The sequence below is a fragment of the Shewanella psychropiezotolerans genome (assembly GCF_007197555.1).
In the GTDB taxonomy this organism is placed as follows: Bacteria; Pseudomonadota; Gammaproteobacteria; order Enterobacterales; family Shewanellaceae; genus Shewanella; species Shewanella psychropiezotolerans.
Map to the genome: position 1 here is coordinate 2,489,950 of NZ_CP041614.1, position 22,664 is coordinate 2,512,613.

General features: G+C 43.7%; 17 protein-coding genes and 2 pseudogenes. 12 read left to right on the plus strand and 7 right to left on the minus strand.

The genetic code is table 11. The features are described 5' to 3' along the window. Window positions 1-50 precede the first annotated feature (50 nt). A pseudogene (locus FM037_RS11090) lies at window positions 51-1,246 on the plus strand (cation:proton antiporter). Window positions 1,247-1,318: 72 nt separating this feature from the next. Here the strand turns inward: FM037_RS11090 and FM037_RS11095 are convergent. After that, a complete protein-coding gene (locus FM037_RS11095; protein ID WP_144046049.1) occupies window positions 1,319-1,729 on the minus strand; it encodes a response regulator in 411 nt (136 codons plus the stop codon). A gap of 44 nt (window positions 1,730-1,773) precedes the next feature. Further along, on the minus strand, window positions 1,774-1,995 hold the full coding sequence (locus tag FM037_RS11100) for a hypothetical protein (RefSeq protein ID WP_144046050.1): 222 nt from the start codon (window positions 1,993-1,995) through the stop codon (window positions 1,774-1,776). Window positions 1,996-2,603: 608 nt separating this feature from the next. On the opposite strand from FM037_RS11100, the gene FM037_RS28525 reads away from it, so the two are divergent. Together FM037_RS28525 and FM037_RS11105 are read left to right on the plus strand one after the other, a co-directional pair. Next, on the plus strand, window positions 2,604-2,774 hold the full coding sequence (locus FM037_RS28525) for a hypothetical protein (RefSeq protein WP_185977009.1): 171 nt from the start codon (window positions 2,604-2,606) through the stop codon (window positions 2,772-2,774). 385 nt (window positions 2,775-3,159) lie between these two features. Further along, window positions 3,160-3,675, plus strand: coding sequence for a chemotaxis protein CheW (locus FM037_RS11105; RefSeq protein ID WP_144046051.1), 516 nt, complete (start codon window positions 3,160-3,162; stop codon window positions 3,673-3,675). A gap of 36 nt (window positions 3,676-3,711) precedes the next feature. Here the strand turns inward: FM037_RS11105 and FM037_RS11110 are convergent, their stop codons facing one another. Both FM037_RS11110 and FM037_RS11115 read right to left on the minus strand, forming a co-directional pair. Further along, window positions 3,712-4,422 (minus strand): SDR family NAD(P)-dependent oxidoreductase, encoded by a 711-nt coding sequence (locus FM037_RS11110; RefSeq protein WP_144046052.1) that lies wholly within the window; start codon window positions 4,420-4,422, stop codon window positions 3,712-3,714. Between the two features lie 74 nt (window positions 4,423-4,496). Further along, window positions 4,497-4,678: pseudogene (locus tag FM037_RS11115) on the minus strand (IS4 family transposase); the annotation flags it as partial. Window positions 4,679-5,170: 492 nt separating this feature from the next. Between FM037_RS11115 and FM037_RS11120 the strand changes: the two are divergent. Both FM037_RS11120 and FM037_RS11125 read left to right on the plus strand, forming a co-directional pair. After that, a complete protein-coding gene (locus FM037_RS11120) occupies window positions 5,171-5,494 on the plus strand; it encodes a hypothetical protein (RefSeq protein ID WP_185977010.1) in 324 nt (107 codons plus the stop codon). A gap of 594 nt (window positions 5,495-6,088) precedes the next feature. Then, window positions 6,089-8,212, plus strand: coding sequence for a phosphocholine-specific phospholipase C (locus FM037_RS11125; protein WP_144046054.1), 2,124 nt, complete (start codon window positions 6,089-6,091; stop codon window positions 8,210-8,212). A 76-nt stretch (window positions 8,213-8,288) separates the two neighbouring features. Here the strand turns inward: FM037_RS11125 and yegS are convergent, their stop codons facing one another. Next, on the minus strand, window positions 8,289-9,221 hold the full coding sequence (gene yegS / locus FM037_RS11130; protein WP_144046055.1) for a lipid kinase YegS: 933 nt from the start codon (window positions 9,219-9,221) through the stop codon (window positions 8,289-8,291). 371 nt (window positions 9,222-9,592) lie between these two features. Here yegS and FM037_RS11135 point away from each other — a divergent pair, with 371 nt between their 5' ends. From FM037_RS11135 to FM037_RS11145, 3 genes are read left to right on the plus strand one after another with little or no spacing between them, the layout of a single operon-like run. Then, complete coding sequence (locus FM037_RS11135) at window positions 9,593-10,216, plus strand: DUF1833 family protein (protein WP_185977011.1); 624 nt, start codon at window positions 9,593-9,595, stop codon at window positions 10,214-10,216. After that, the gene (locus FM037_RS11140) at window positions 10,216-10,623 is read left to right on the plus strand and encodes a hypothetical protein (RefSeq protein ID WP_144046057.1); all 408 of its coding nucleotides are present in this window, start codon (window positions 10,216-10,218) and stop codon (window positions 10,621-10,623) included. Before FM037_RS11135 ends, FM037_RS11140 begins: the two co-directional genes overlap by 1 nt. Further along, window positions 10,620-13,121: a host specificity factor TipJ family phage tail protein gene (locus FM037_RS11145; RefSeq protein ID WP_144046058.1), complete on the plus strand. Its 2,502-nt coding sequence runs from the start codon at window positions 10,620-10,622 to the stop codon at window positions 13,119-13,121. Before FM037_RS11140 ends, FM037_RS11145 begins: the two co-directional genes overlap by 4 nt. Before the next feature lie 152 nt (window positions 13,122-13,273). Here FM037_RS11145 and FM037_RS11150 read toward each other — a convergent pair whose 3' ends face one another. After that, on the minus strand, window positions 13,274-14,305 hold the full coding sequence (locus FM037_RS11150; protein ID WP_144046059.1) for a hypothetical protein: 1,032 nt from the start codon (window positions 14,303-14,305) through the stop codon (window positions 13,274-13,276). Window positions 14,306-14,399: 94 nt separating this feature from the next. Beyond that, window positions 14,400-15,185 carry an HNH endonuclease gene (locus FM037_RS11155; RefSeq protein ID WP_185977012.1) on the minus strand — a complete coding sequence of 262 codons (786 nt, stop codon included), beginning with the start codon at window positions 15,183-15,185 and terminating at the stop codon, window positions 14,400-14,402. 983 nt (window positions 15,186-16,168) lie between these two features. On the opposite strand from FM037_RS11155, the gene FM037_RS11160 reads away from it, so the two are divergent. The 4 genes from FM037_RS11160 (at window position 16,169) to FM037_RS11175 (ending at window position 22,660) form a co-directional block, all read left to right on the plus strand. Then, window positions 16,169-16,435, plus strand: coding sequence for a DUF4212 domain-containing protein (locus FM037_RS11160; protein ID WP_005502042.1), 267 nt, complete (start codon window positions 16,169-16,171; stop codon window positions 16,433-16,435). Window positions 16,436-16,464: 29 nt separating this feature from the next. Further along, entirely contained in the window at window positions 16,465-18,183 is a 1,719-nt protein-coding gene (locus FM037_RS11165; RefSeq protein WP_144046061.1) for a sodium:solute symporter family protein, read from the plus strand. Window positions 18,184-18,294: 111 nt separating this feature from the next. Then, window positions 18,295-18,936, plus strand: a complete 642-nt coding sequence (locus FM037_RS11170; protein WP_227993405.1) for an amidohydrolase family protein — start codon at window positions 18,295-18,297, stop codon at window positions 18,934-18,936. A 289-nt stretch (window positions 18,937-19,225) separates the two neighbouring features. Further along, the gene (locus FM037_RS11175) at window positions 19,226-22,660 is read left to right on the plus strand and encodes a DNRLRE domain-containing protein (protein WP_144046062.1); all 3,435 of its coding nucleotides are present in this window, start codon (window positions 19,226-19,228) and stop codon (window positions 22,658-22,660) included. The last annotated feature ends 4 nt before the right edge of the window (window positions 22,661-22,664 follow it).

Sequence of the window (22,664 nt, forward strand, 5' to 3'; positions counted from 1 at the left end):
ATTAAAACGCTCAGTATTCACTCAGTTCTCGCTGTGGTTACGAGGGATGTATGGCGGTAGAGCAGTTTATTATCTCGTTATGCTTGATCTTATTTTGCGGTAAACTTTTCGGAAGTTTGTTCGAACGCTTTGGCCTACCTGCAGTGGTGGGTGAAATACTCGCAGGCCTATTGTTAGGACCTACATTGCTTAATTATATTGCCCCCCACCCGACCTTAGCTGTACTGGCCGAGTTAGGGGTGATCTTGCTGTTATTTTCCATCGGCTGCGAAACATCTATTAAACGGTTATATCTAGCAGGAAGCCGCGCAGTAAGTGTTGCTGCGCTAGGGATCATTGTCCCCGTGATTGTGATCGGCCTTAGCAGTGCCTACTATCTCACTGATTCGACCTTTACCGCGCTCTATCTTGGTTGTGCATTAACTGCCACAAGCATAGGTATTTCATTGCGCGTGTTAGCACAAACTCAACAAGCCCAAACTCCAGTGGGTAATATTATCTTAGGCGCAGCGGTTATCGATGATATCGCGGGTGTGATTTTACTCAGTGTATTATTTAACTTTGCCAGCCAGGGGGCCTCGATGCTGGCAGTGCTATATTGCTTATAGTCAAAGTGCTGTTGTTTTTATTGTTCACACCACCAGTTGCACGGGCGCTGCTGTATCTTGCACGAGCTCTCAAACCTGTTGATGATAATTCCGGCTATGAAGTCATCATTACCATGATTTTAGTCTGCTTTTTTGCTTGGCTTGCCCACTTGTTTGGCGCACCTGCACTACTCGGTGGCTTCGCTGTCGGTTTAGCACTCAGTCGGCAGTTTGTTTCGCCTTTTAACCGTTACTTAGTTAACCCCTTTGCCTTTACCCACAAAATGGAATTATCAACAAAAGCGTTAGTGGACGTGTTTGCGCCGATCTTTTTTGTTTATGTTGGTATCAGTTTAGATTTAAGTCAGTTGGATTACAGTGCTAGCGGGATCTTACTATTGCTGTGGTTATCTTTGCTGGCCATTGTCAGTAAACTGTTGGCGGGTTGGCTAGCTGGTGGGCAATGGCAGACCAAAGCGGTAGTAGGCAGTGCCATGGTACCCAGAGGGGAGGTCGGTTTAGTGTTTGCCGAGTTGGGACTGAAAATGGGGATTATCGACAGCAAACTGTTTACTGAATTAGTGGTGATCATAGCGGTCACGACTCTCATTGGCCCGCTACTGCTAAAGTGGAGTTTAAAAAAGTACGCTCATCATTAGCAAATGGAGACTGGTACGAGTCGAGTGAGGGAAAATAAGCATGGGTTCTCCAATGCCACTAAAACTGAATGTTCACTCAGTTTTAGTGGCGAGTATTTTGTAAATAGCTGGAACTGAGACGGGTTTCAAAAGGTATGAATCACAATGGTTTTTGATGGTTAAAATATCCCCGCTTGGACTTCTGGATGTCACGATAATGATATGGCAGGGCTTTACTCTATAGCTAGAACGTTGCTCTAATTGACGTATTTTATTTAATGCATATTCTCCGTTAAAGTATGGCATTCCGCGATCTAGCATAATTAAATCAAAAGGTTCTCCGGCTATGAGTGACTCCCTGAAACTATCAACAGCTTCATACCCGTTCGATACTGTTTTTATATAGATGTTATCTATTGAATTAGAATTAACATAAGAATATATGAGCCTTTTGTTAACTTCAACACCTACGGGGTCATCATCAGCAATCAAAACTCTCATCATGAATTCCTTATTCTTATAACTTTTTTCAACATTCTGAACGTTAACTATGAAAATCCGAAAAATACCATCGCTTCATCGAATAAAAAAGCTGTTATCAATAAGGCCACACCAAACCTAAACAACCATTGCATTCTTGTTTTTCTATGTTTAGCCGTTGCCTTATCTGGTAGAAGAGGTTCGCTGCAATTGAGGCAAACACGTCTTCCATTGGGAACGATACGAAAGCAAGCTGAACAAAATACTGACTCTCGTGAATTTTCATCCATAAAACCTCCTTAACAATAAATAGATTAATCAGTATATCTGTTTATCGTGTGTATATTTGAAATGACAAAATCTAAATTAGATCTTGAACATTAATTAATACCTAAGTGGAAGCGATGTCAATCAAAAGTTTATTGTGACGTTTTGATTCATTTGAGCGTGTAGGTGTTTGCTTTGTTGTTTTTTGGTGTTTTTAACTGCTATTTAGAATGGGTCTTTAATACGTTATTTTTAAATGATTATTCTGGAGAGAAAATCTATTTCACTAAAATGTTTTGTGAGGAGAAACTGGATAGCTTCATTGTGAATGAAGCCGAAGGATAGTTCATAGGTGTTGTATTTACAGTGATGAATGAAGTCAATAATATGTTGGTTAGGGCCGATGACATCAAATTTAATATTATTGATCAAGTAGGTTGTCAGTTAAGAAATATTACTTGTTAACGTAAAATTATTTTGTAATATAGCTAGTGGTAAAGGTAAGTAAGAATAGGTTTTTAAGGTGTTGAGGTTTTTGATTTCGAGTCATTTTAAAATAGAAGTAATCAGGTTTGGAGATGATTAGTTGTATCTCATTTAGTTTGTGGTGGTTGTAAAATAGGAGCGAAAGATGAAGTATCTGATTTGGAGAGCTAAGGTAAGATTATTGATCGAAAAGCACTCGGATTCTGCTGAGGGTTGGGAGTCTTTGGCTGATTGGAAGGAATATTTTATCATGGGTTTTACCCCACTTAGGGCAATCCTCAATGTCAGAAATATAGCTAGTGAGAATGTCGAGTGACTGTGAACATTTGGGTAAACGACAGCACTTCTCTCAACACTGCCAGTATTTTCAAGCTGGCTAAGGGTTTCAATCACTCCTCCTGTTAAAGCTGGCTCATTATAAATTGAGTCAGAACCTGCTGTCTGAATTTCACCATTTACACCCCTAACACTTTCTTCGTTTCGAATAAAACATAGACTTGTTCGATTAGTTTTATCGCCAAGTAGAACATTTAACCAGCTATAGACTCAGTATGTTATTGATTAGCAATGGGCGGGTAGGGTTTTTAACTTAAGTTTCAATTACTTGGTTGTGTAGCTGTCCGTAAGGCTAGTTACGTTAATCTTGTTTTTCAGTTTAAATATTCAACGAAAGGGCTCGTTATTATATTTGGAGTTTAATTATGGAAAAAGTACTTAACTCTTTCGCTCATCGCACTCAATCAGTCCGTGAGAATGAATTGGAACTGTTATTGTTTAGGCTAAATGCGACACAAATTTTTGGCATAGATACTCAAAAAGTCAGAGAAGTGGTTAAGCAACCTCTGTTTAGAGCTCTGCAGACGCCACATCGCTGCATCAACGTTGAAACGAGTATACGTGGCACATCGATTTCGGCGATCGACCTCAGAGGTTTGATGGGGTATAGGGATGTCATTGGTGAGCATGAAAATAATATGATCATCACTGAGTATAATGGCAGTGTTCAGGGATTTAAGGTGGGTGAGTTTTTAAGAGTCGTTGAAATATCCAGACGGGATATCTCATCGATATCTAAGGTTGTTCGCTCCGATAAATACTTAACCGGGATATCTACCATTATGAACGTAGAGAGAATGGGGAGAATCGATCCTGTTTTCATCATAGATCTTGAGAAAATACTGGTGGACCTCGTCGATTACGAAACTCTGAAATGTTGAATTCGAGAGAATTGTTGCTGAACATGTCTAGATTTTTTATTTTTCTAAATCAATAACTTTGCAGCGTATCGGTAGCGTTGGCATGCTGGCACCTGAGGATAAGCTACGGACGAAATCGATGGCTTTTATCAGATCTTGTGGTTCAATTTTTAGGTCATTCGCGATACGTCCATCATTAGTCATATCAGTATCTACGACACTTGGACATAAACAGCAAACTTGAATGTTATCAGGAAGAAGTTCCTGATAAAGAGATTGACTATAGCTAACGATAGCCGCTTTTGTGGCTGAGTAAGCCGCAATTTTTGCTACGGGCTCTAAACCAGAGGTAGAACCTAGGTTATAGACTTCACCGTAACCTTGTAACTTCATTTTTTCGACCACCAAATTACATGTCATGATAGTCGAGACTAGGTTTACGTTTATCAACTCAGAAAGCTGATCGAGAGTTAGGTTGGTGTGTCCAGCCATTAAAATACCGGCACTATTGACCAAAACATCAATCGTGTCGTGGCGCGCTATAATGGATTTAATCGCTGATTCAACTTCAGTGGGCTTGTTGAAATCTACCGTAATGGTTTCTATATTGTTTGTTGTATACAGTGATTCCAGCTCCAATTTTGTCTGGTTAAGGTTGTCCTTATTTCGGGAAACTAAAATAAGCGAGTAACCTTGCTGAGCAAAGTAGTGAGAGATAGCTTTTCCAATACCACGACTAGCTCCTGTGATTAACGCAAATTTGGACATGAGTGGTGACCTTTATCATTAGTTTTTGGCAATATACATTTTTTTTAGGACTTTCACAAAGTTGAAATATTGTTATAAATATCGAGTCTAGCGGTTATAAGATGTGTGTTACCCAACCATCTATCATACGTTTGATGCTGTGTTTAGCCCTCACTTCTCCTTAAATGTTGCGGCCTTACTGAGTCAGTGGCGGCTGATTACCATCGAGCAGAGACTCTGTTGCAACCATAAGAGAATTAAAGCGTTCCTTATGAATTTGAGGGCATTGTTCTGCGAGTTAATCGTGTCGTATTTTAGTATCGCGGATGGTGTTGTTATCTGGTTTGTTTTTGGCGTAAAGAAAGACAGTAATGATCAGTATACGTATGAAAGGCAAAGGCAAAGGCAAAGGCAAAGGCAAAGGTGGTTCTGTTTAATATGAATAAAGTGCAGTTTGGTTTTAAACCTTCGTCGCTTATTCTAGTGACTAAATTAGGATGTTAGCTTGCTAGTTTCCTAACATTATAGGAGTCAAGAATTCTGCCCAAACGAAACGCCTGTAACCTTAGAAGAGTATTTAGGTTGGCTTTGGTTAAAAAACCTAGTTTGGGTAATGAAATGATATTAAACTGTAGCGATGAACTTGCTAAATTTATTCGGCATTATCAAACGAAATGAATGTTTTTTTTCGTTCCTCAACATTTTAGTAAGAAATTTATTGTCCATTATTAGGGCGCTACACACATTTTTAGGTATGGAGTACCTTTATATGAAAAAATTGAATTTATCAGTACTTTTATTTACTTTGTTTTTCTCTTTGGCAGCGACTGCTAATAGCAGTTTTCGTCTAGAAAATGGCAAGCTGTTAACTATAGGTAAAAGTAAGTCTGAAATCATAATGCTCGCAGGTTCGCCAATTTCTGCAGATGTTGAAAAAGTAGCAATAGACAAGGGTCAAGATGGTGACTCAGTAAAGCGGGAAGTGTTAACTTATAAGCTAAAAGGCTCTATTGGGGGCTTCTACCTTGTTGTTGTAACCATTGAAAATAATAGAGTTGTATCCATTACATCAAAGCAATATGAGCGTTTTTAACTGTTTGGTTATTAATTATGTATAGCAAGGCGGTTAAGCGGGAATAAATACAGTTGCTTGTGTTCACTTCGTTCACTATTTTTAGCCAAACTGTATTTCCCCTCTTAGCTTAGAAGACTAACTTAGACATATATGGCATAATTTTAGTGTTCAATACTGTCAGTGTTTTCAAGTCGGCTAAGTGTTTCAATCACTCCTCTTGTTAAAGCCAGTTCATAATAAATTGAGTCAGAACCTGCTGTTTGAATTTCATCGTTTTCGTCCCTAAATACCCATTCCTAACACTTTTTTAGCTCCGAATATATGGTCCAGTTTTATTGGGGAAAATAAATGCTCCTGTTCTTTCCCTGAGTTAGCCCCCTTTGATACCAAGGTAAAAGATGACCTCGATGTAGTCATACTGACTTATTTCTTTATTATAGTGCTCTGCTTCATCTCTATTTTCAACGAGGTAATTACCTTGATAAAAATGCGTATATGGGTTGTGAGTCTATTTTTAGCCATCTTAGTGATGGGGTGTGATCGTAACAATGATGACGATAAAACGTCAGTAAATATTCACTGTCCACCTCAACAGAAATAAGGGATCTACCTATGTCACTTTGTATGAGTCGTCGTAAATTTCTAAAAAATGCCAGTGTTGGATCTGCAAGTGTAGCGGTATCCGCCATGATCCCCGCTTCCATTGCAAAAGCACTATCCATCTCTGCGAATACCAAACATGGCGATATTCGAGATGTAGAACACATCGTTATTTTGATGCAAGAGAATCGTTCATTTGATCATTATTTCGGTAAGCTAGCAGGGGTGAGGGGATTTGCTGAACGTCATCCTGTACCGACGAGTTACGGCAATATTTGGCAACAGAAATTTACGGATAGATTAATTTATCCGTATCACTTAGATGCTCGATTAGGTAATGCACAGCGAGTAAATGGTACACCACATATTTATCCAGATGCGCAAGATGCCTGGGATTTTGGCCGCATGAATGCGTGGCCTACGCACAAAGAAAAACAATCGATGGCGTATTACACTGAGGCGGAGTTACCATTTCAATACGCTCTCGCGAATGCTTTTACCCTGTGTGATGAGTATTACTGTTCGTTTCATGGTGGTACGAATCCAAACCGTCTTTTTCTTTGGACTGGGATTAATCATCATGCCGCAGATCCAAATGTTCCTGCTATTACCAATGATTTTTCAAATTTAGGCAAGCCAAGTGAAGGTTATACGTGGAAAACATACCCAGAGCGCTTAGAAGAAGCGGGCATAAAATGGAAGGTTTATCAAAATCTCCCCGATAATTTTACAGACAATCCACTGGCCGGATTTAGGCAATACCGAGAGGCTAACGCACAAAAAGGCAATGATTTAGATGGCAAGCCATATCCTGTTTGGGCAGAAAATGATAATGCGATTAACCCGCTATTGAAAGGGGTTAGCAACACCATGTCAGACGATGGCTTTTTAGACAGCCTGAAAGTGGATATTGCCAATGGAACCCTACCAGAAGTTTCTTGGATTATTTCGCCCGCTGAGTATTCGGAACACCCGGGGCCATCAAGCCCGGTACAAGGTGGCTGGTACACACAACAAGTCTTAGATCTTCTAACGGAAGATCATGAGGTGTGGAGTAAAACGGTCTTTATCGTTAACTTCGATGAAAACGACGGGTTTTTCGATCACATGCCGCCACCGTGTGCGCCGTCGATTGAAAACGGGATCAAGTATGGTGACAGCACCATAGACACTTCTGGAGAATATCACTCAGACGATCATCCTTATGGTCCGGGGCCGCGTGTTCCTGCTTTGGTTATTTCGCCATGGAGTCGAGGTGGTTGGGTGAACTCTCAAGTTTTTGATCATACCTCTATCATTCAGTTTATAGAGTCTCGCTTTGGTGTGATTGAAGAGAATATTACCCCTTTCAGACGTGCGGTTTGTGGAGATTTACAATCGACTTTAAATTTCACGGATCCGAATGCTGAATCCTTAATGCCCTTACCTGTTATTAACAAATATGACGCGGATCAAATAAGAGAGAATCAAGAGACACTGCCTCAATTAGATCCGCCGTCTGAAGCCGAACAAGGCTTTCCCGTCACAGGTCGTGGGATTCGTCCATCTTGCGCGCTGCCTTATGAATTACATGTCAATGCTGCTGTTGATAATGCTGATTTTTGCATCAATTTACAGATGAGCAATACAGGGGAACAAGGCGTTGTTATTCACGTGTACAACATGTATGAGCTGGACAGTATCCCTCGTCGCTACGCGATTGGTAGTGGAGAAAACATCAATGCGTCGTGGTTGGCAAATGAGAGTAACAATGAATATGATCTATGGCTGCTTTCTGCCAATGGTTTTCACCGCCGTTTTAAGGGGCGTTGTGATAAGACAGTAGCAGCGACGCAAGAGATATCAGTCTGTTATGACGTCACAAAGACAGATCCCGCAATTATCATCACGTTAAAAAATCAAACAGAGAAAGATGATGAACTAACTGTCGATTTTAGTCTTTATGAAAAAAGTAATGTGCAAACGTATCTGGTTACTGCTGGTACAGAAATGGAAATTAGGCAGTCAGTAAAAACGTGGGCTAATTGGTACGATTTTACCGTAACAAGCAAAGATACTGGATTATTACGGCGGTATTGTGGACGCATTGAAACAGGCCTTCATACTTATTCTGATCCGCTGTTAGGTTTGCGTTAAAAACGGAGCTTGTTCTTTATCGAACCGTCCAGCGATAAACAGTCCATATATGGCACGATTTTAGGCTTATTGACTGTTAGCGCATTAAAACCGGGGAATCATCAGGGCAAACTAACTTGACAGCACCAGGGAGCACACGGATATGGTGCGTGAGGTGAAAGGTGGGTTCACCATCTAAATTTACTGGTAGTGGAGTGTCAGAAGTTAAGGTGATTTCTGTCACTTGCATTCGATTGACATATTCACCGCTAACATGGGGATCTTTAAGTTCATCAACGACTTGCTTAAGTGCTGAACTTGGGAAGTGTTTCACCAAGACGACATCAAGCAATCCATCGTTTAATAAGGCTTTGGGCGCAAGGTTTTGTCCTCCGCCCGCTAATCGGCCATTACAGATCGCGCCCAATAGTCCAGCACCTTGCAGTTGGATCTGCTGTCCATCTGCTAAGGTTGCTGCGATTTTTCCTTGATACGGCGTAAAGTTAAGGGCTTGTATAAGTCCGGAGATGAAATAGGCTTGCCCGCCTAATAGATTTTTTAGTTCAACAGGGGTATCAACGGTGATTTGTGCGCCGAATCCGGCCGATGCAACATTAATAAAATGGCGGTCATTCGCCAGAGCTAAATCAATGGGATGTGCGGTAGCGGTCACAGCAAAGCTCAGGGCAGTGTCGATTTTTAATGGGATAAGGCATGCAGTGGCAAAATCATTGGCCGTGCCGAGTGGTAATATCGCGAGCTCCATCTCTACCTTATTAGGATGAGCTGAAGTGGTTGGGTTAGCCAAAATAGCTAACGCATCGGCAACTTCATTAACGGTTCCATCACCACCACCGGCTATGATACGGGTGATGTTAAGTGCGGCAGCTTCCTTAACATAACGAGCCACATCCCCGCCTTCCCACGTACAGCGAACCTCAATGCTATGTCCTTGCTCTCGAAGTAAGTTAACAGTCTGCCTAATGAGTGGCAAACCTGCTTTCTTGCCGTTAAGAATTAACATCGTCATAGTGAGTGTTCAGTCCTGAAATTGGCTGATTATTCAGCGTATGTACTATACCTTAGACCAGTACTGAGGTCTGGCCACAATAATAAACAGCACCATCCACATTTAATGATACTGGCAAGGTTAAATATTTCTTGTGAGCATGAGTTAAAAATTACTCCTCCTGTTAAATCCTGCTCATTATTGAGTCAGAACCTGCTGTCTGATTCTCATCATTTTCGCCCTCAAAAAAATAACCAAGACACCCAGGATTGTTAGATGAAGACTCCTTGGCCACGTTCCTTTTATGCAGCAGCGATTATGGTTGGGGGATGTGGTTTCCCTCCGCCAATACTCATTGGGCCGGAAGAGGGGCCCCTTGGCGTTCGCAGTACATGAAAATTCGCCGTTTTGAATATATCCCAGAGGCGACAACAGGCGCAATTTACCAGAATCAGGGAGAGTCCTATCCTAAAGATTTTTTCAGAGCGTTAAACGGACTGACCGTGGCGAATCAATTGGCTCAAGTGTATGCCAGTGCCCCCACGGGAGAGAGCATTTATTACACCGTTGAAATGAGCAGTCCCACGCTTAATATTGAAGGTCATCCGCCAGGAAAGGTGTACTTAGTGCGGGGCTTTGACGCGCTGACGGCAAAAGATCATCAAGGCAATCTGATTGAATATCACGCGGCAGGTATTGAGATCCAATTCCCGAAAGTGGGTGAGGGCAATAGCACGTTGAATATCGCGGTGCCTAATGTGAATGGCGAGGTCTCGCGAAGCTTAAGGGTCATTAAGGAGGCGGGCGACAAAATTGAAGTGATATTGCGTTTGTACACCAGCTCTGGCTATCAATCTGGCCCTGCTGCCCCAGAGCTGCGATTAACCGCCAAAAGTTATGAGAAAAAAGAGGGGGTGATCACGCTGGTGTGTGGCTGGAAAATTGAGTTTATCAATAAAAAGTGGCCCGCAAGAATCTATACCGCGTCGGATTACCCCGGCTTGGATTATCTGTAATGGCGATTGCGTATAGCCACTTACTTCGTTACCGCACCGTGCCTTATGTCGATGGTGGGCGAGACCTGAACGGCTGGGATTGTTATGGCCTGGCGCGGTATGTGGCTCAAACCCATTATCATTACTCAGAGCTGTCCATATTTGACACCATTTTAGCGGCCAATAAACGTCAACTCACCAAAGCCTACCGCGCAGAAACAACCACGTTAACGCGCACGAATGCGGTAGCCGATGGGTGCTTGGTGGCTTGTCTGCAGCAGGGTGTTTGTGTGCACCTTGGCATCGTCGTCGAGGTGAGCGAGAACAACCAGCTGATCGTGCTTCACACGGGCGAGAAAACAGGGGGCTTAATGACGCCGCTCCCGTTGTTTTTACATCAACAGCAGCAACTGGAATTTTGGCAATGATATCGTTAATCGTGTACCCCAATAAGCTAGATAAAAGCGTGTACTCATCTTATGGGCTTGAGCAGTCGAGCACACTCTTAAGTACGTTAGAGGGCTATTGCTCATCGCTTGAACGCGATCAATTTATGGTGTTTGTTAATGATAAGCCCCTGTCGTTTGAGCATTGGTCAGCGTGCCGACTTAATGACGGCGATATGGTGGAAGTCGTGATAGAGCCTAAAGAGCCTATTACTATCTTTTATGCGGTGGTGGCTGTGCTCGCGGTTGGCAGCGCAATCTACAGCATGAACAATATCCCCGATACGTACAACAGCACGACGCCGAAAGGCTCCTCTATTTACGATATCAATTCTCAAGGCAATCGAGTCAGGATCAATGGTGCTGTGCCTGAGTTATTAGGACGGCATAAAGTGATCCCCGATTTGATTGCGCCTCCTTATAAAACCTTTGAGGATAATGAGCAATGGTTGCTGCTGTTGATGTGTGTGGGCGGGGGGAATATCGATTTTGACCATCCAGATAGGCTCAATTACCCCAATGATAAGCTTATCTACATTGCTGAAACGGAAGCGGATCGTTTAGGGATTGATTGCCAGTATTTAATCGCGCCTCCGGGTTCTGATTTAACGGCTCATCCTGCACATCAAATCATGTATACGGCACCGGAAGTGGCCAATGGTGAAGTGGAGATTGAGGTAGCGGGGTTAGTGATTGGGGTGGCGTCGAGCTTTAATAAGTTTTTAAAACCTGCTTCAACCAGCAGTTTACGGCTGATTAAACAGGAGTTAATTGGAGGCAGCGAGCCGATTGAGCGAGAAATATCACAACAATGGCCAGTGACCTTTACCAGTGGCTCGAACATCGAAATAGAAGGCAGCACAAACGACAATGGTTTCTACAGCATTGTCTCGGTCAATGATAATCGCCGCGTGCTGGTATTGAATAAACTCGATACCGATGGCATAGATGATCCAAGTTGGACAGGGTTTGTAGGCAGTGGATTAATCGCCTTTGCTCAAGTGAATTTAACGGGTTCGGTTGATGGCAGAAAGTCAGGGCCATTTGCTGCCAGTAAGAGCGGAAAATCAGCTCGCTACATCTGGATTGATTATAAGTTCCCGCGTGGGTTAGGGAAGCTTAACGACCGGGGTTCTATTGATGAATTAACCGTGACGTTTCGGGTGGAATGGCGCGCGATTAGCAGTGCTGATGCCTGGCAAGCAGCCATGTTTACGCATACCGATAAGACGCTTGACCAACTGGGGTTTAGTCAGCGTATCGATATGCAGGTCGATATGCGTGCAGAGGTCAGATTGTCACTGGTGACAAGTAAGCTTGATGATTTAAAGGCGCATGATGATTTGATGTGGGTGGGGCTACGTTCAGAGGTGCAGTCTCCTGTGAACTATCCACACGACACCTGTTTGCTGATGAAGCTTAAAGCCTCCTCAGCGCTATCGGCAGCGGCTTCAACCAAGGTGAGTGGCATTGGTACGCGGGTAATACCGACTATGCAGCCAGATGGCAGCTTCGTGACGGATAAAACCCGAAATCCCGTCAACGCCCTGGTGCACCTATTCAGTACATCAAACTTAGATTACCTCACCGATTTAGACCATTCTCGGTTGCAGTACCTCAATGATATCTGTGCTTCTCGTCGGCAGTACTTTGATGGGGTTTTTGATAATCAATTGACCTTTATTGATGCCGCAAAACGTATGTTAGATGTGGGGTTTGCGATACCCAGTATTGAGTGGGGCAAGTTAAGGCCGGTAAGGGATGATGCTAATCGGGTGGTGGAGCAGATGTTTCAGCCAGATAACATGCTGTCACCGCTTAGGGTACGCGAAGAGCTTATCATCGATGATGAGTTTGATAGTGTTGAAGTGGAGTATATGGACAGTACGACCTGGAAGTCATCAACGGTCTTGTGTTCATTACCAGGTGACTCTGGCACTAAGCCTAAAAAGGTACGTGCATTTGGGATAACGGAGAGGCGAGAAGCATGGCGCTATGGCATGCGCAAACGCAGAGAGTATAAATATCGGCGTATCACTTATCTATTTGATACCGAGCTTGATGGCTTTAACTGTGAGCGCCTGTCGTGCGTAGGCATTGCCGATGAGGATGACTTCCAGGGGCGTATTGTGAACTTTGATAGCCACGATAATGTCGCCTTGCTGTCTGGAATTATCGAGTGGATACCTGGAGAGAAACATTACACGGTTTTAAGGGCACCAGATGGTTCTCCTTGGGGGCCTGTTGAGGTGTACCAAGGAGGCTCAGATAGGGAGTTTGTGCTGTCCAGTTTGCCGCCGTTCCCCATCTCTCAGGGCAGCCAGGATGACGTGCTATATCGCTTTGGCATATTGGATAACATAGAGACGAAAGCCTTGATAAACACCATGCAGCCTGCAGGGACTGAAAAGGTCTCATTAGTGGCATCGGGTTATGATGAACGGGTATATGCAGATGATAATAATGAACCACCTACATAGTACCTGTGGGCTATCGCTATTGCTTTAACACGTTTCTGGACATAAATGAGCTAGAAATTTAGCTCTAGCTCATGATATTTTGATTAGGAAATGTATGGAAATCACATATACGGTAACGCTATCGGTGGCTTTTACTGCTCTTGTTAAAAGCCTCAGCTCCTTAATATGGAGAAAATATAAGCTGCGACTACTGAACTACTAGCGGCAATAACCCAAGACAAAATACTTGGCCAAGCACGCTTGAAGAAACTGGGTTTCGCTTGCTCAAGGTAAATAGTTGTATTCGGTATGAATTTGTTGTGGATAAATAGCAGGAAGTTAAGCAATAAAAATACTGTAACTACGAATATAGCCCTGCTTTCCCAGTCCACAATATCGGGGATTGCTATTAACATCGCAAAGAATATTACCCCATTAAAATTAAGGCTATATTTTCTGTAGGTGGTGACTAGCGAGTTTTGTTTTGGTTTTAGTGTTTGAAGAGTTGACTCGGCTTTCCCTAGTACCCATGACTCATTGATGCCGGATACTCGTATTTCGCTAATCCCATTAGCGACGAGTTCAATTACGATAATCCTATTAATGCCATATGCTTCAGGCTCTTGGATAACAAGTTTTAGATAATTTAACTGCTCAATACCATCTAACTGAGCGAAAAAATCATCAGCATACTTAGTAAGGTCACTGCCGCGTTGCGCGTAGGTTACAATTACCTTTCCGCTAGTAAAATCCTTTTTGATGAAGCTCACCAGCTGTACGACATCGTCTTTGAAAAGCCTCACCGAACCTAGCTGTATGGTTTTGTTATAGATTTGCTCGGGGTTGATTTCTCTTGCGCCAGCGCCTGGATCGACTGAAGTTATGTCATGAGGATAAATCTCGAAGGTACCAGCTGTGCCAATTGTTGACTCCCAATCGCCTTTAATATTACCTTTAGCTGTTAACCGTCCTCTGATTTTTACATCACCTATTTTAATACCTTCAATTGCTTGCGATGGAGTGCAGTTAAGAATAATATCTTCATCAAATGTTCCAGTGTATTCATATATTGATACACCAAAGATAGAGTCCATTATCCTTAAACAACCTGATACATTTTGGTCTTTTTGAACTAAATCGAGAAAAACATTTCCTGTGTTAGTGCCGTACAATCGGCCTGCCCATCTATTAGCTAAATTTGCCATTACTTGATAGTCTCCTTCCTCTTAACGCCCGCAACATCTGGTAATTTGGAGCGAAACGGAAAATTAATCCGAGTGTTTGCACTTGTTAAATGAGTTACCAGAACACAGGTAATGCGTTTGATGTCACAACCTGTGAGCCACTTTTCTTTCCGTTACAGCTTTCGCAAAGTATTTGTAAATTAGTTGGATCGTTTACCCCATCTAGAGCGATTGGAACTATATGATCAATAGCAAGTTTGCCATTTACATGATGCAACGATGTCAAGTCTGTCTTACATATCGCGCAAAGCCCTTTTTCTCTACAGAATAGAGCTCGTTCTAACCATTTCGGCCAATAAGTACATCTAGGAGTTCTGACTCCTAGCCCCTCAGCAACCTTTAAATTGAAAGCTTTCATTGCTTCACGGTCAGCGAAAAGTAACGTGAAAACTTCAGTCACAATCAAAGAAGGAAGGTTTTCTAAAGCAATATCTTCTAAATACTCTGATGCATACTGATATTTATATTTTTCTATGAGCTCTTCCGTAACGGATATTGTTTCGCCAGTATCATCATCTCGACACCAACCTTCGATATACTGTTCCAAAGTTAGATGTTGGATTCTATGTGAATCCAACATAGAAATGATCGGCAGTACATCATCGTAATCCCAACCTCCTCCCCGGAAGTAGAAGTTCAAATCATCACGAACAACATAGTCAATGTAGTCATGTAAGAGAGTCCATTTTTTCGGTTTGGCTATTTGGTTTTCCAAATCGCTCGCTACGTCTATTGGTTCAATAGCATAAAGGTCTTCGAAAATAGCCTTCCGTACTTTATCTGCATAGGCATACGATTCGCTGAAATTAAAAATATGACATTTCGAAAATACCTGACTCATATTCGATACCATTAACGTCTCATTCAATAGCGGCATGATAATGTTCGCAGCTGCTCGATTAATCCAGCAAAGCTACCACCTCTAACTCATTGCTGCAAATGGATTTTTTGACTATCGTCCAGATGATTACTTAAAACTATCCCGATAGAAAGAGGCGTGCTTGCTTTATATGTTTACATAACCCTCCTCATTAATCATCAACCTATTGATATTAATGAAGATAAAATCATGATTCAGAGATATCGATGCGACAAAACATATTTTCATTCAATAAACCTCAAATTCAATTATAACTGTACATAATCACAGCCAAACGCAGTCAACCTTGTTAAGTAAGAATTGGCTTTATTACTAAAAGTAAGTGCCATAGCGTGGACCGAAGAGTAGTGAGTTCGCATAAACTTTGATATTGGAAACGCAAGATAGAGGCTTACTAAAAAGCAATTGTTCTAGCTAACTTTGGGGCAAAAAAGACTTAGAGTGATCACTTTAAGCGGAATCAACACGAGGGATTAAACTTGATTTAAAGAGGGTTTAAATCTATCCAAAAACTAGATTTGAACGCCCGTAGGGCATGTTGAAAGTAAGTTCTCTCCTTTCAACATCTCGCCATGTGCTATCGCTACAATCTTTTTCCCAAACGATCCGAATTGATAAATCGTTAGATTTTGTGGATTTATCTGATTTTTAGCTGACTGCATTTCCCAAACCATCCGAAACGAATTCCCAAACCAAGCGACGCGCTACACGACGCGCTACAAAATTTCAAACAAAAACTCTCCTACCTTAGTCTAAGGTTTAGCCTTGAAATGACACCTGGTTTACGCGCGCGTAAACTCCTATCTATCTGTTTTTTAACTTCTTTAACTGTTAACCCTTGATGGGTTGCCGTTAGCGTTAGACTAAGGTCGCGATTGTTGTTGTGCTCTGCCTTGATAGATTAACTGTGACTTTAAATAACAAATCAGCACAGGGGAGTCGCTATGAGTTTTGAAAGCAACGACAAGGCAGAGGGATATTGGCGCGAGAATTTACGCCTGGTACTTAAATTATTAGCTATATGGGCTGCAGTATCTTTTGGATGCGGCATTTTACTGGTAGATGTACTGAATGAAATTCATTTTATGGGATTCAAGTTGGGATTCTGGTTTGCACAACAAGGTGCCATGTATGTGTTCGTCGCGTTAATTTTTGTCTATGTGGCGAAAGCCAATGCATTAGACAAAAAATACAATGTTCACGAAGACTAATGAACCGAACCTAGATAAGGAGTCATGAGATGGACGTACAAACGTTAACTTATTTGATTGTGGGCACAACATTTGCCCTTTATATCGGAATTGCGATCTGGGCGAGAGCCGGTTCGACAAAAGAATTTTATGTTGCAGGTGGTGGTGTTCACCCGGTAATGAACGGCATGGCAACGGCGGCAGATTGGATGTCGGCAGCCTCATTTATCTCCCTCGCGGGTATAGTGTCATTTACTGGCTATGACGGCTCAGTGTATCTGATGGGTTGGACGGGTGGTTACGTGCTGCTGGCATTGTGTATTGCCCCTTACCTGAGAAAGTTCGGTAAATTTACCGTACCTGATTTTATCGGTGACCGTTTCTACTCACAGACCGCACGTACCGTTGCGGTTATCTGTGCCATCTTCATCTGTTTTACCTATATCGCGGGTCAAATGCGCGGTGTGGGCGTGGTGTTCTCCCGCTTCTTAGAGGTCGAAGTTGAAACTGGCGTCTACATAGGTATGGCGGTGGTCTTCTTCTACGCCGTACTCGGTGGTATGAAAGGCATTACCTACACTCAGGTTGCGCAATACTGTGTACTTATCTTCGCCTTTATGGTGCCGGCTATCTTTATCTCTGTGATGATGACGGGTCATATCATTCCTCAAATTGGTTTCGGCGCTGAGCTTATCGATGCCGCGGGTAATGGCACAGGGGTGTATCTGTTAGATAAACTCGATGGATTATCCACAGAACTCGGATTTGGGCAATATACCGAAGGTTCTAAGAGCATGATCGATGTGTTCTTCATTACCGGCGCCCTGATGTTTGGTACTGCGGGTCTTCCACATGTGATTGTGCGCTTCTTTACCGTACCTAGAGTGAAAGATGCACGAGTATCAGCGGGTTGGGCGCTTGTTTTCATCGCCATTATGTACACGACCATTCCTGCACTCGCGGCGTTCTCTCGTGTGAACATGATTGAAACCATTAACGGTCCTGAGTCTACCGGTGTTGCTTATGAAACGGCTCCCGAGTGGATTAAGAACTGGGAAAAGACAGGTCTGATTGAGTGGGATGATAAGAACCAAGATGGCAAGATCTATTATGCCAAGGGTGCTGAGAATGAGATGAAGATTGACCGAGACATCATGGTTCTCGCGACACCTGAAATTGCTAACTTACCAGCTTGGGTTATCGCGCTTGTTGCTGCGGGTGGCTTAGCGGCTGCACTCTCGACATCAGCGGGTCTCTTGTTGGTTATCTCGACATCGGTATCTCATGATTTACTCAAGAAGAACCTGATGCCACATATCTCAGATAAGAAGGAGTTGATGTTTGCCCGTATTGCGGCGGCGCTGGGTATTGTGATGGCGGGTTACTTCGGCATCAATCCTCCCGGATTTGTCGCAGCTGTGGTGGCCATCGCCTTTGGACTCGCCGCATCGTCACTCTTCCCTGCAATCATCATGGGTATCTTCTCTAAGACCATGAACAAGGAAGGCGCAATCTCAGGTATGGTGGTCGGTCTGCTATTTACTGTAGGCTATATCGCATTCTTCAAGTTCATAAACCCTGAGATCAACAATGCAGAGCATTGGTTCCTGGGTATATCTCCTGAAGGTATCGGTATGCTAGGCATGATGATTAACTTCGCCGTGGCCTTTGCTGTAAGTAAGGTAACAACAGCGGTACCTGCAGAGGTGGTGAGTATGGTCGAGTCTATCCGTTTCCCTAAAGGAGCGGGTGAGGCGCAAGATCACTAGTTAGATGTTTATCTGACTCAGGTATCTACATCTGGTATCGACATAAATGAACAGAGCGCTTAGGCGCTCTTTTTTTGTTTAAATAATGGATGAAACAAGTTAATCCAAAACATGTGTTGGAATAACAATTATAAAATTCATGTCCATTCCAACGGTGACTTAGGTATCCAACAGGTATTGGACTTTAACAAGCTGGATCAGCAAGCCTACCCGAGAAAGGATCATCGTTTCACCTTACATCACATGGGCTATTTCACCGATAAACAAGCCGATGAGATGAAGAGTCTGGGCATGGAAGCTTCGGTTAATCCTTTCTATCTATGGGCGTTAGCGGATAAGTATGCGACTGATGGACTCGGCCCCGAGCGTGCCGACTCTCTGGTTGCGGTGAAAAAGTTAGTCGATAGAGATATACCTGTGTCTTTCCATTCAGACTTTGCCATGGCTCCGGTTGAGCCGCTGACATTAGCCTGGACCGCGGTAAATCGAGTGACAGCTAACAATCGCAAGGTATCTCAAGATCAACGTATAGATGCATACACGGCGATGAAGGCAATTACCATCACAGCGGCGAGAACGTTAAACCTGGAGGCCAAGATAGGTTCAATCGAAGAGGGTAAGGCGGCTAACTTCACTATATTGAAATCCAGCCCGCTTAAAATAGATCCCATGGCGATCAAAGACATCGCTATCTTAGGCACGGTTTTTCACGGCGATATCAATATCAATAAGGCGGCTAATCTGAAACATTAGTTACACTAAGATCTAGTCTCTTTTTGAAAAAAACTAATTTGAAAAGACTAGGCAGTGACAGAAAAGAGTGAAATCGATTTCGCTCTTTTTTATTTTTACTCTTCAGCAAATAACCCCGTCTTATTGCTCAAGTTCCTCGTGCTCATCTGATTGTTTCGGGTTTTAAAACCCCCGCAACCTCAGGCAGTGCCTGGTATTAAGGCATATACTTACCACATTGCTCATGGTGCTTGCTCCTGCTTATAGTTGAAAGTAACAGCTACAAGCCTGCAAGATTTGGTGGTGTGGTATGTTTGGCTTATTTTTGTCTGCTTCGGCTATTGTGAACAGGTATTTCGCTAACGGCCTAATATGCCTCTGTTTACTGCTGACCAGTCTCACATCTGCTGTGATGGCAGAGACGCTAACCCGAGGCCCTTACCTTCAGCTAGGCACAGAACACAGCATGACGGTAAAGTGGAGGACGGATGTCACCGGGCCATCGGCTGTCAAATATGGCACCGAACTCAGTAATTTAGCTGGTAACGCCACGGGTCTAGATGAAACCGATCACAGCGTCACTCTCAATGGACTCGCGCCCAATACTCGCTACTATTATGCCGTCCTCGATAATCAAGGCGGCGTGCTTACCGGTGGCGACAGCACACATTTTTTCTTTACCTCGCCAAGTGTCGGTAACACAGAGCTGACTCGGGTGTGGATCATCGGCGATTCAGGTACGGCCAATAGCAATGCCAGAGCCGTGCGGGATGCCTATAAGGCCCGCACAGGCAGCAGTTATACGGATCTGTGGATCATGCTGGGGGATAACGCCTACTCGACGGGCACAGACAGTGAGTATCAGGTGGCAGTGTTCGATATTTATCCTGAATTGTTAAAGCAATCTCCGCTCTGGTCAACCCTTGGCAATCACGATGGTGCCACTGCCGACTCTGCAAGCCAGCAAGGGCCCTACTATGATATTTTTACCTTGCCAACAAACGGTGAGGCGGGCGGTGTACCGTCGGGCACCGAGGCCTATTACTCGTTCGATTATGGTCAAATTCACTTTGTCTGTTTAGAGTCATATGAGACCAACAGATCCGCTAGCGGCGCCATGTTGACCTGGTTAGTTAATGACTTAGAAGCCACCAGTCAGCCCTGGATAGTCGCTTACTGGCATCACCCGCCATATACCAAAGGCTCTCATGATTCTGACTCAGAAAGCCGTTTAATCGAGATGCGGGAAAATGCACTGCCAATTTTGGAATCATATGGCGTCGACCTGGTGCTATCGGGACACAGTCATTCCTATGAGCGTTCATACCTTATCGACAGTCACTATGGTCATTCGTCTAGCTTCACAGAAGCGATGCAGCTAGACGCGGGTGATGGCAATAAAGCGGGTGATGGCAGTTATCAAAAAATGGCTCAGATCCAGCAAGCCAACAATGGCGCCGTGTATCTGGTTGCGGGCAGCTCGGGTAAAATTTCAGGAGGGGCGCTCAATCATCCTGCCATGTACGCTTCGATCAATCTGCTTGGCTCGGTTATTTTAGAGGTTATGAATAATGAGCTGACGGCCACCTTTATTGACAATACTAATGCCATTCAAGATGAGTTTACCCTGACGAAGGGGCCGGATGTCCTACCGCCGACAGTGACGTCAATTCAGGCGATGGACTCTATGACAGTGAAACTGAATTTCTCCGAAAACCTAACCCAAGCCAGTGCGACAGATATGTCCCATTACCTACTGGATAAGGGGGCGAGTGTTATATCGGCGCAATTAAGTGCCAATCAGCGTCAAGTGACTCTGATCACATCAGCGCTGGTGCCATCACAAGTCTACACCTTGACCATCAATGGCATTCAAGACATCTCTCTTAATACTATTGCCGCCAATACTCAGCAGGAATTTACCTATATCAACCTGATCACCATAGAGTTTCAGGATGGTGTCAGCCCTGAACTCAGCTACAGTGGCACCCGTGATGCTTATATTAGTGAGCTCAATATAACGACTAACTATGGTGCGAACACCAATCTCTATATCGACGGTGACGATGGGGCCGGTGTCGATCTTTCGAGCCTGCTTAGCTGGGATATAAGCCAGATCTCCTCCGATGCAATTATCGAGTCTGTGGCCATAACCTTGGAGGTTTTTAATCCATCTTCAAGTCAATATGAGGTTTACCCGCTTAGCAGAGCTTGGGTTGAAGGTGAGGTTTCTTGGGATCAATATGCCACAGCTCAGTCTTGGCAGCTTGCTGGTGCTCAAGGGCTTGGCGATCGCAGTTGGGGAGCTTTAGCGACTATCTCTCCATCGACAGGCTTGTTTACGCTCAACTTTAATGAAGCTGGCATTACACTGGTTCAGTCTTGGCTTGATGACTCGGTCACCAATTACGGGGTAATCTTAGCTAATACCTCGTCCAGCGATGGCGCCGACTTTTACTCGAGGGAATCGAGCAGTTTTCATCCAAAATTGACTCTGGTCTATTCAATGCCTGAGCCTGAAGGGGATCTTGTGCCACCCACTCAAGTTGAAAACCTAGTGTTGATGTCTGTGGGTACCGATACCGCGTCGATTTCATGGGATGCAGCGAGCGATAATCTGGCTGTAAGCGGATATAAAATTTTTCGCGATGATGTGATGCTCACCACGTCGACTGATACGAATTTTAATGACAGCGGCTTAACGGCTTCGACAAGTTATATTTATAAAGTCGTCGCGTTCGATGGTGCCAATAATGAGTCAGTTCCCAGTATCGGCTTGGATGTGACCACTCAAGCTGTGACTGCTTCACTTCATATAGAAGACATTGGCTTGGCGATAGAATCCGTTAACAAGAAAAAGCTCAGGGCAAGGGCCGAGGTGTTAGTGGAAGATAGTGTGGGCATACCTGCTGCCAATGCTAGCGTTCAAGGCACTTGGTCGGGTCTGTCTAGCTTATCTGTGTCTGGGGTGACAACGAGTGGAGGTAAGGTGAGCTTTGGCTCAAGTAATGTGAGCAAGAACAGCAGCGGGCAATTCATCTTCTCGGTTAACTCAGTTAGCCTCACCGGATACGGTTATCAAGAGAGTGATAATCTTGAGACCAGTGATTGTATTGGCCCAGATGCCAGCCCATGTGATGGCCAGGGTGATGGTCTGAGTGCGCCAATGGGATTATCCGGCAGTTTCGATGGCAATCAAGTCTTACTTGATTGGAGCCCTGTACCTCAAGCGACACATTACTACGTTTACCGCTTGGGAAGTTCAGCTAATGACTATAGCCTTTTGGATCAATCATCAACAAGCAGTTATCAAGACAGTGGGATTAGCTTTAATACCAGCTATTACTACAGTGTTTCGGCAAGTGATGACATGTATGAATCGGATTGGTCAGCAGAAGTCCAGGTGACAACGACTATCTCTCCTCCCACAGTGTTAACAGCCGATGGTGTGTCTTTGTCTCTTAAGAGAAAAGGGCGAGCTTATGATGTTATCGCACAAATCAGCGTGAAAGATGATTCTGGTAATACTGCATCGCAAGCCTTGGTGAGCGGCGAATGGACCTTAGCCGATGGCCCTAAACTGGCGGATTCAGGGACAACAAGTGAAGCTGGAACCTTAATCCTCAAGCTGACTAAAGAGTCGGCAAAGAGTGGCGACATCTTCTTTTTTACCGTGACAGATATTGAACGAGGCTCAGATAGCTTTGATGGCGTAATGACCTCAAGCTCTGTGACTGTGCCTTAATGAT

What these genes read in the sequence shown, in the direction of transcription:
- FM037_RS11095 (WP_144046049.1), bottom strand. Translation starts at nt 1,729, where the DNA reads ATGATGAGAGTTTTGATTGCTGATGATGACCCCGTAGGTGTTGAAGTT.
- FM037_RS11100 (WP_144046050.1), bottom strand. Translation starts at nt 1,995, where the DNA reads ATGGATGAAAATTCACGAGAGTCAGTATTTTGTTCAGCTTGCTTTCGT.
- FM037_RS28525 (WP_185977009.1), top strand. Translation starts at nt 2,604, where the DNA reads ATGAAGTATCTGATTTGGAGAGCTAAGGTAAGATTATTGATCGAAAAG.
- FM037_RS11105 (WP_144046051.1), top strand. Translation starts at nt 3,160, where the DNA reads ATGGAAAAAGTACTTAACTCTTTCGCTCATCGCACTCAATCAGTCCGT.
- FM037_RS11110 (WP_144046052.1), bottom strand. Translation starts at nt 4,422, where the DNA reads ATGTCCAAATTTGCGTTAATCACAGGAGCTAGTCGTGGTATTGGAAAA.
- FM037_RS11120 (WP_185977010.1), top strand. Translation starts at nt 5,171, where the DNA reads ATGAAAAAATTGAATTTATCAGTACTTTTATTTACTTTGTTTTTCTCT.
- FM037_RS11125 (WP_144046054.1), top strand. Translation starts at nt 6,089, where the DNA reads ATGTCACTTTGTATGAGTCGTCGTAAATTTCTAAAAAATGCCAGTGTT.
- yegS (WP_144046055.1), bottom strand. Translation starts at nt 9,221, where the DNA reads ATGACGATGTTAATTCTTAACGGCAAGAAAGCAGGTTTGCCACTCATT.
- FM037_RS11135 (WP_185977011.1), top strand. Translation starts at nt 9,593, where the DNA reads ATGAAAATTCGCCGTTTTGAATATATCCCAGAGGCGACAACAGGCGCA.
- FM037_RS11140 (WP_144046057.1), top strand. Translation starts at nt 10,216, where the DNA reads ATGGCGATTGCGTATAGCCACTTACTTCGTTACCGCACCGTGCCTTAT.
- FM037_RS11145 (WP_144046058.1), top strand. Translation starts at nt 10,620, where the DNA reads ATGATATCGTTAATCGTGTACCCCAATAAGCTAGATAAAAGCGTGTAC.
- FM037_RS11150 (WP_144046059.1), bottom strand. Translation starts at nt 14,305, where the DNA reads ATGGCAAATTTAGCTAATAGATGGGCAGGCCGATTGTACGGCACTAAC.
- FM037_RS11155 (WP_185977012.1), bottom strand. Translation starts at nt 15,185, where the DNA reads ATGAGTCAGGTATTTTCGAAATGTCATATTTTTAATTTCAGCGAATCG.
- FM037_RS11160 (WP_005502042.1), top strand. Translation starts at nt 16,169, where the DNA reads ATGAGTTTTGAAAGCAACGACAAGGCAGAGGGATATTGGCGCGAGAAT.
- FM037_RS11165 (WP_144046061.1), top strand. Translation starts at nt 16,465, where the DNA reads ATGGACGTACAAACGTTAACTTATTTGATTGTGGGCACAACATTTGCC.
- FM037_RS11170 (WP_227993405.1), top strand. Translation starts at nt 18,295, where the DNA reads ATGTGTTGGAATAACAATTATAAAATTCATGTCCATTCCAACGGTGAC.
- FM037_RS11175 (WP_144046062.1), top strand. Translation starts at nt 19,226, where the DNA reads ATGTTTGGCTTATTTTTGTCTGCTTCGGCTATTGTGAACAGGTATTTC.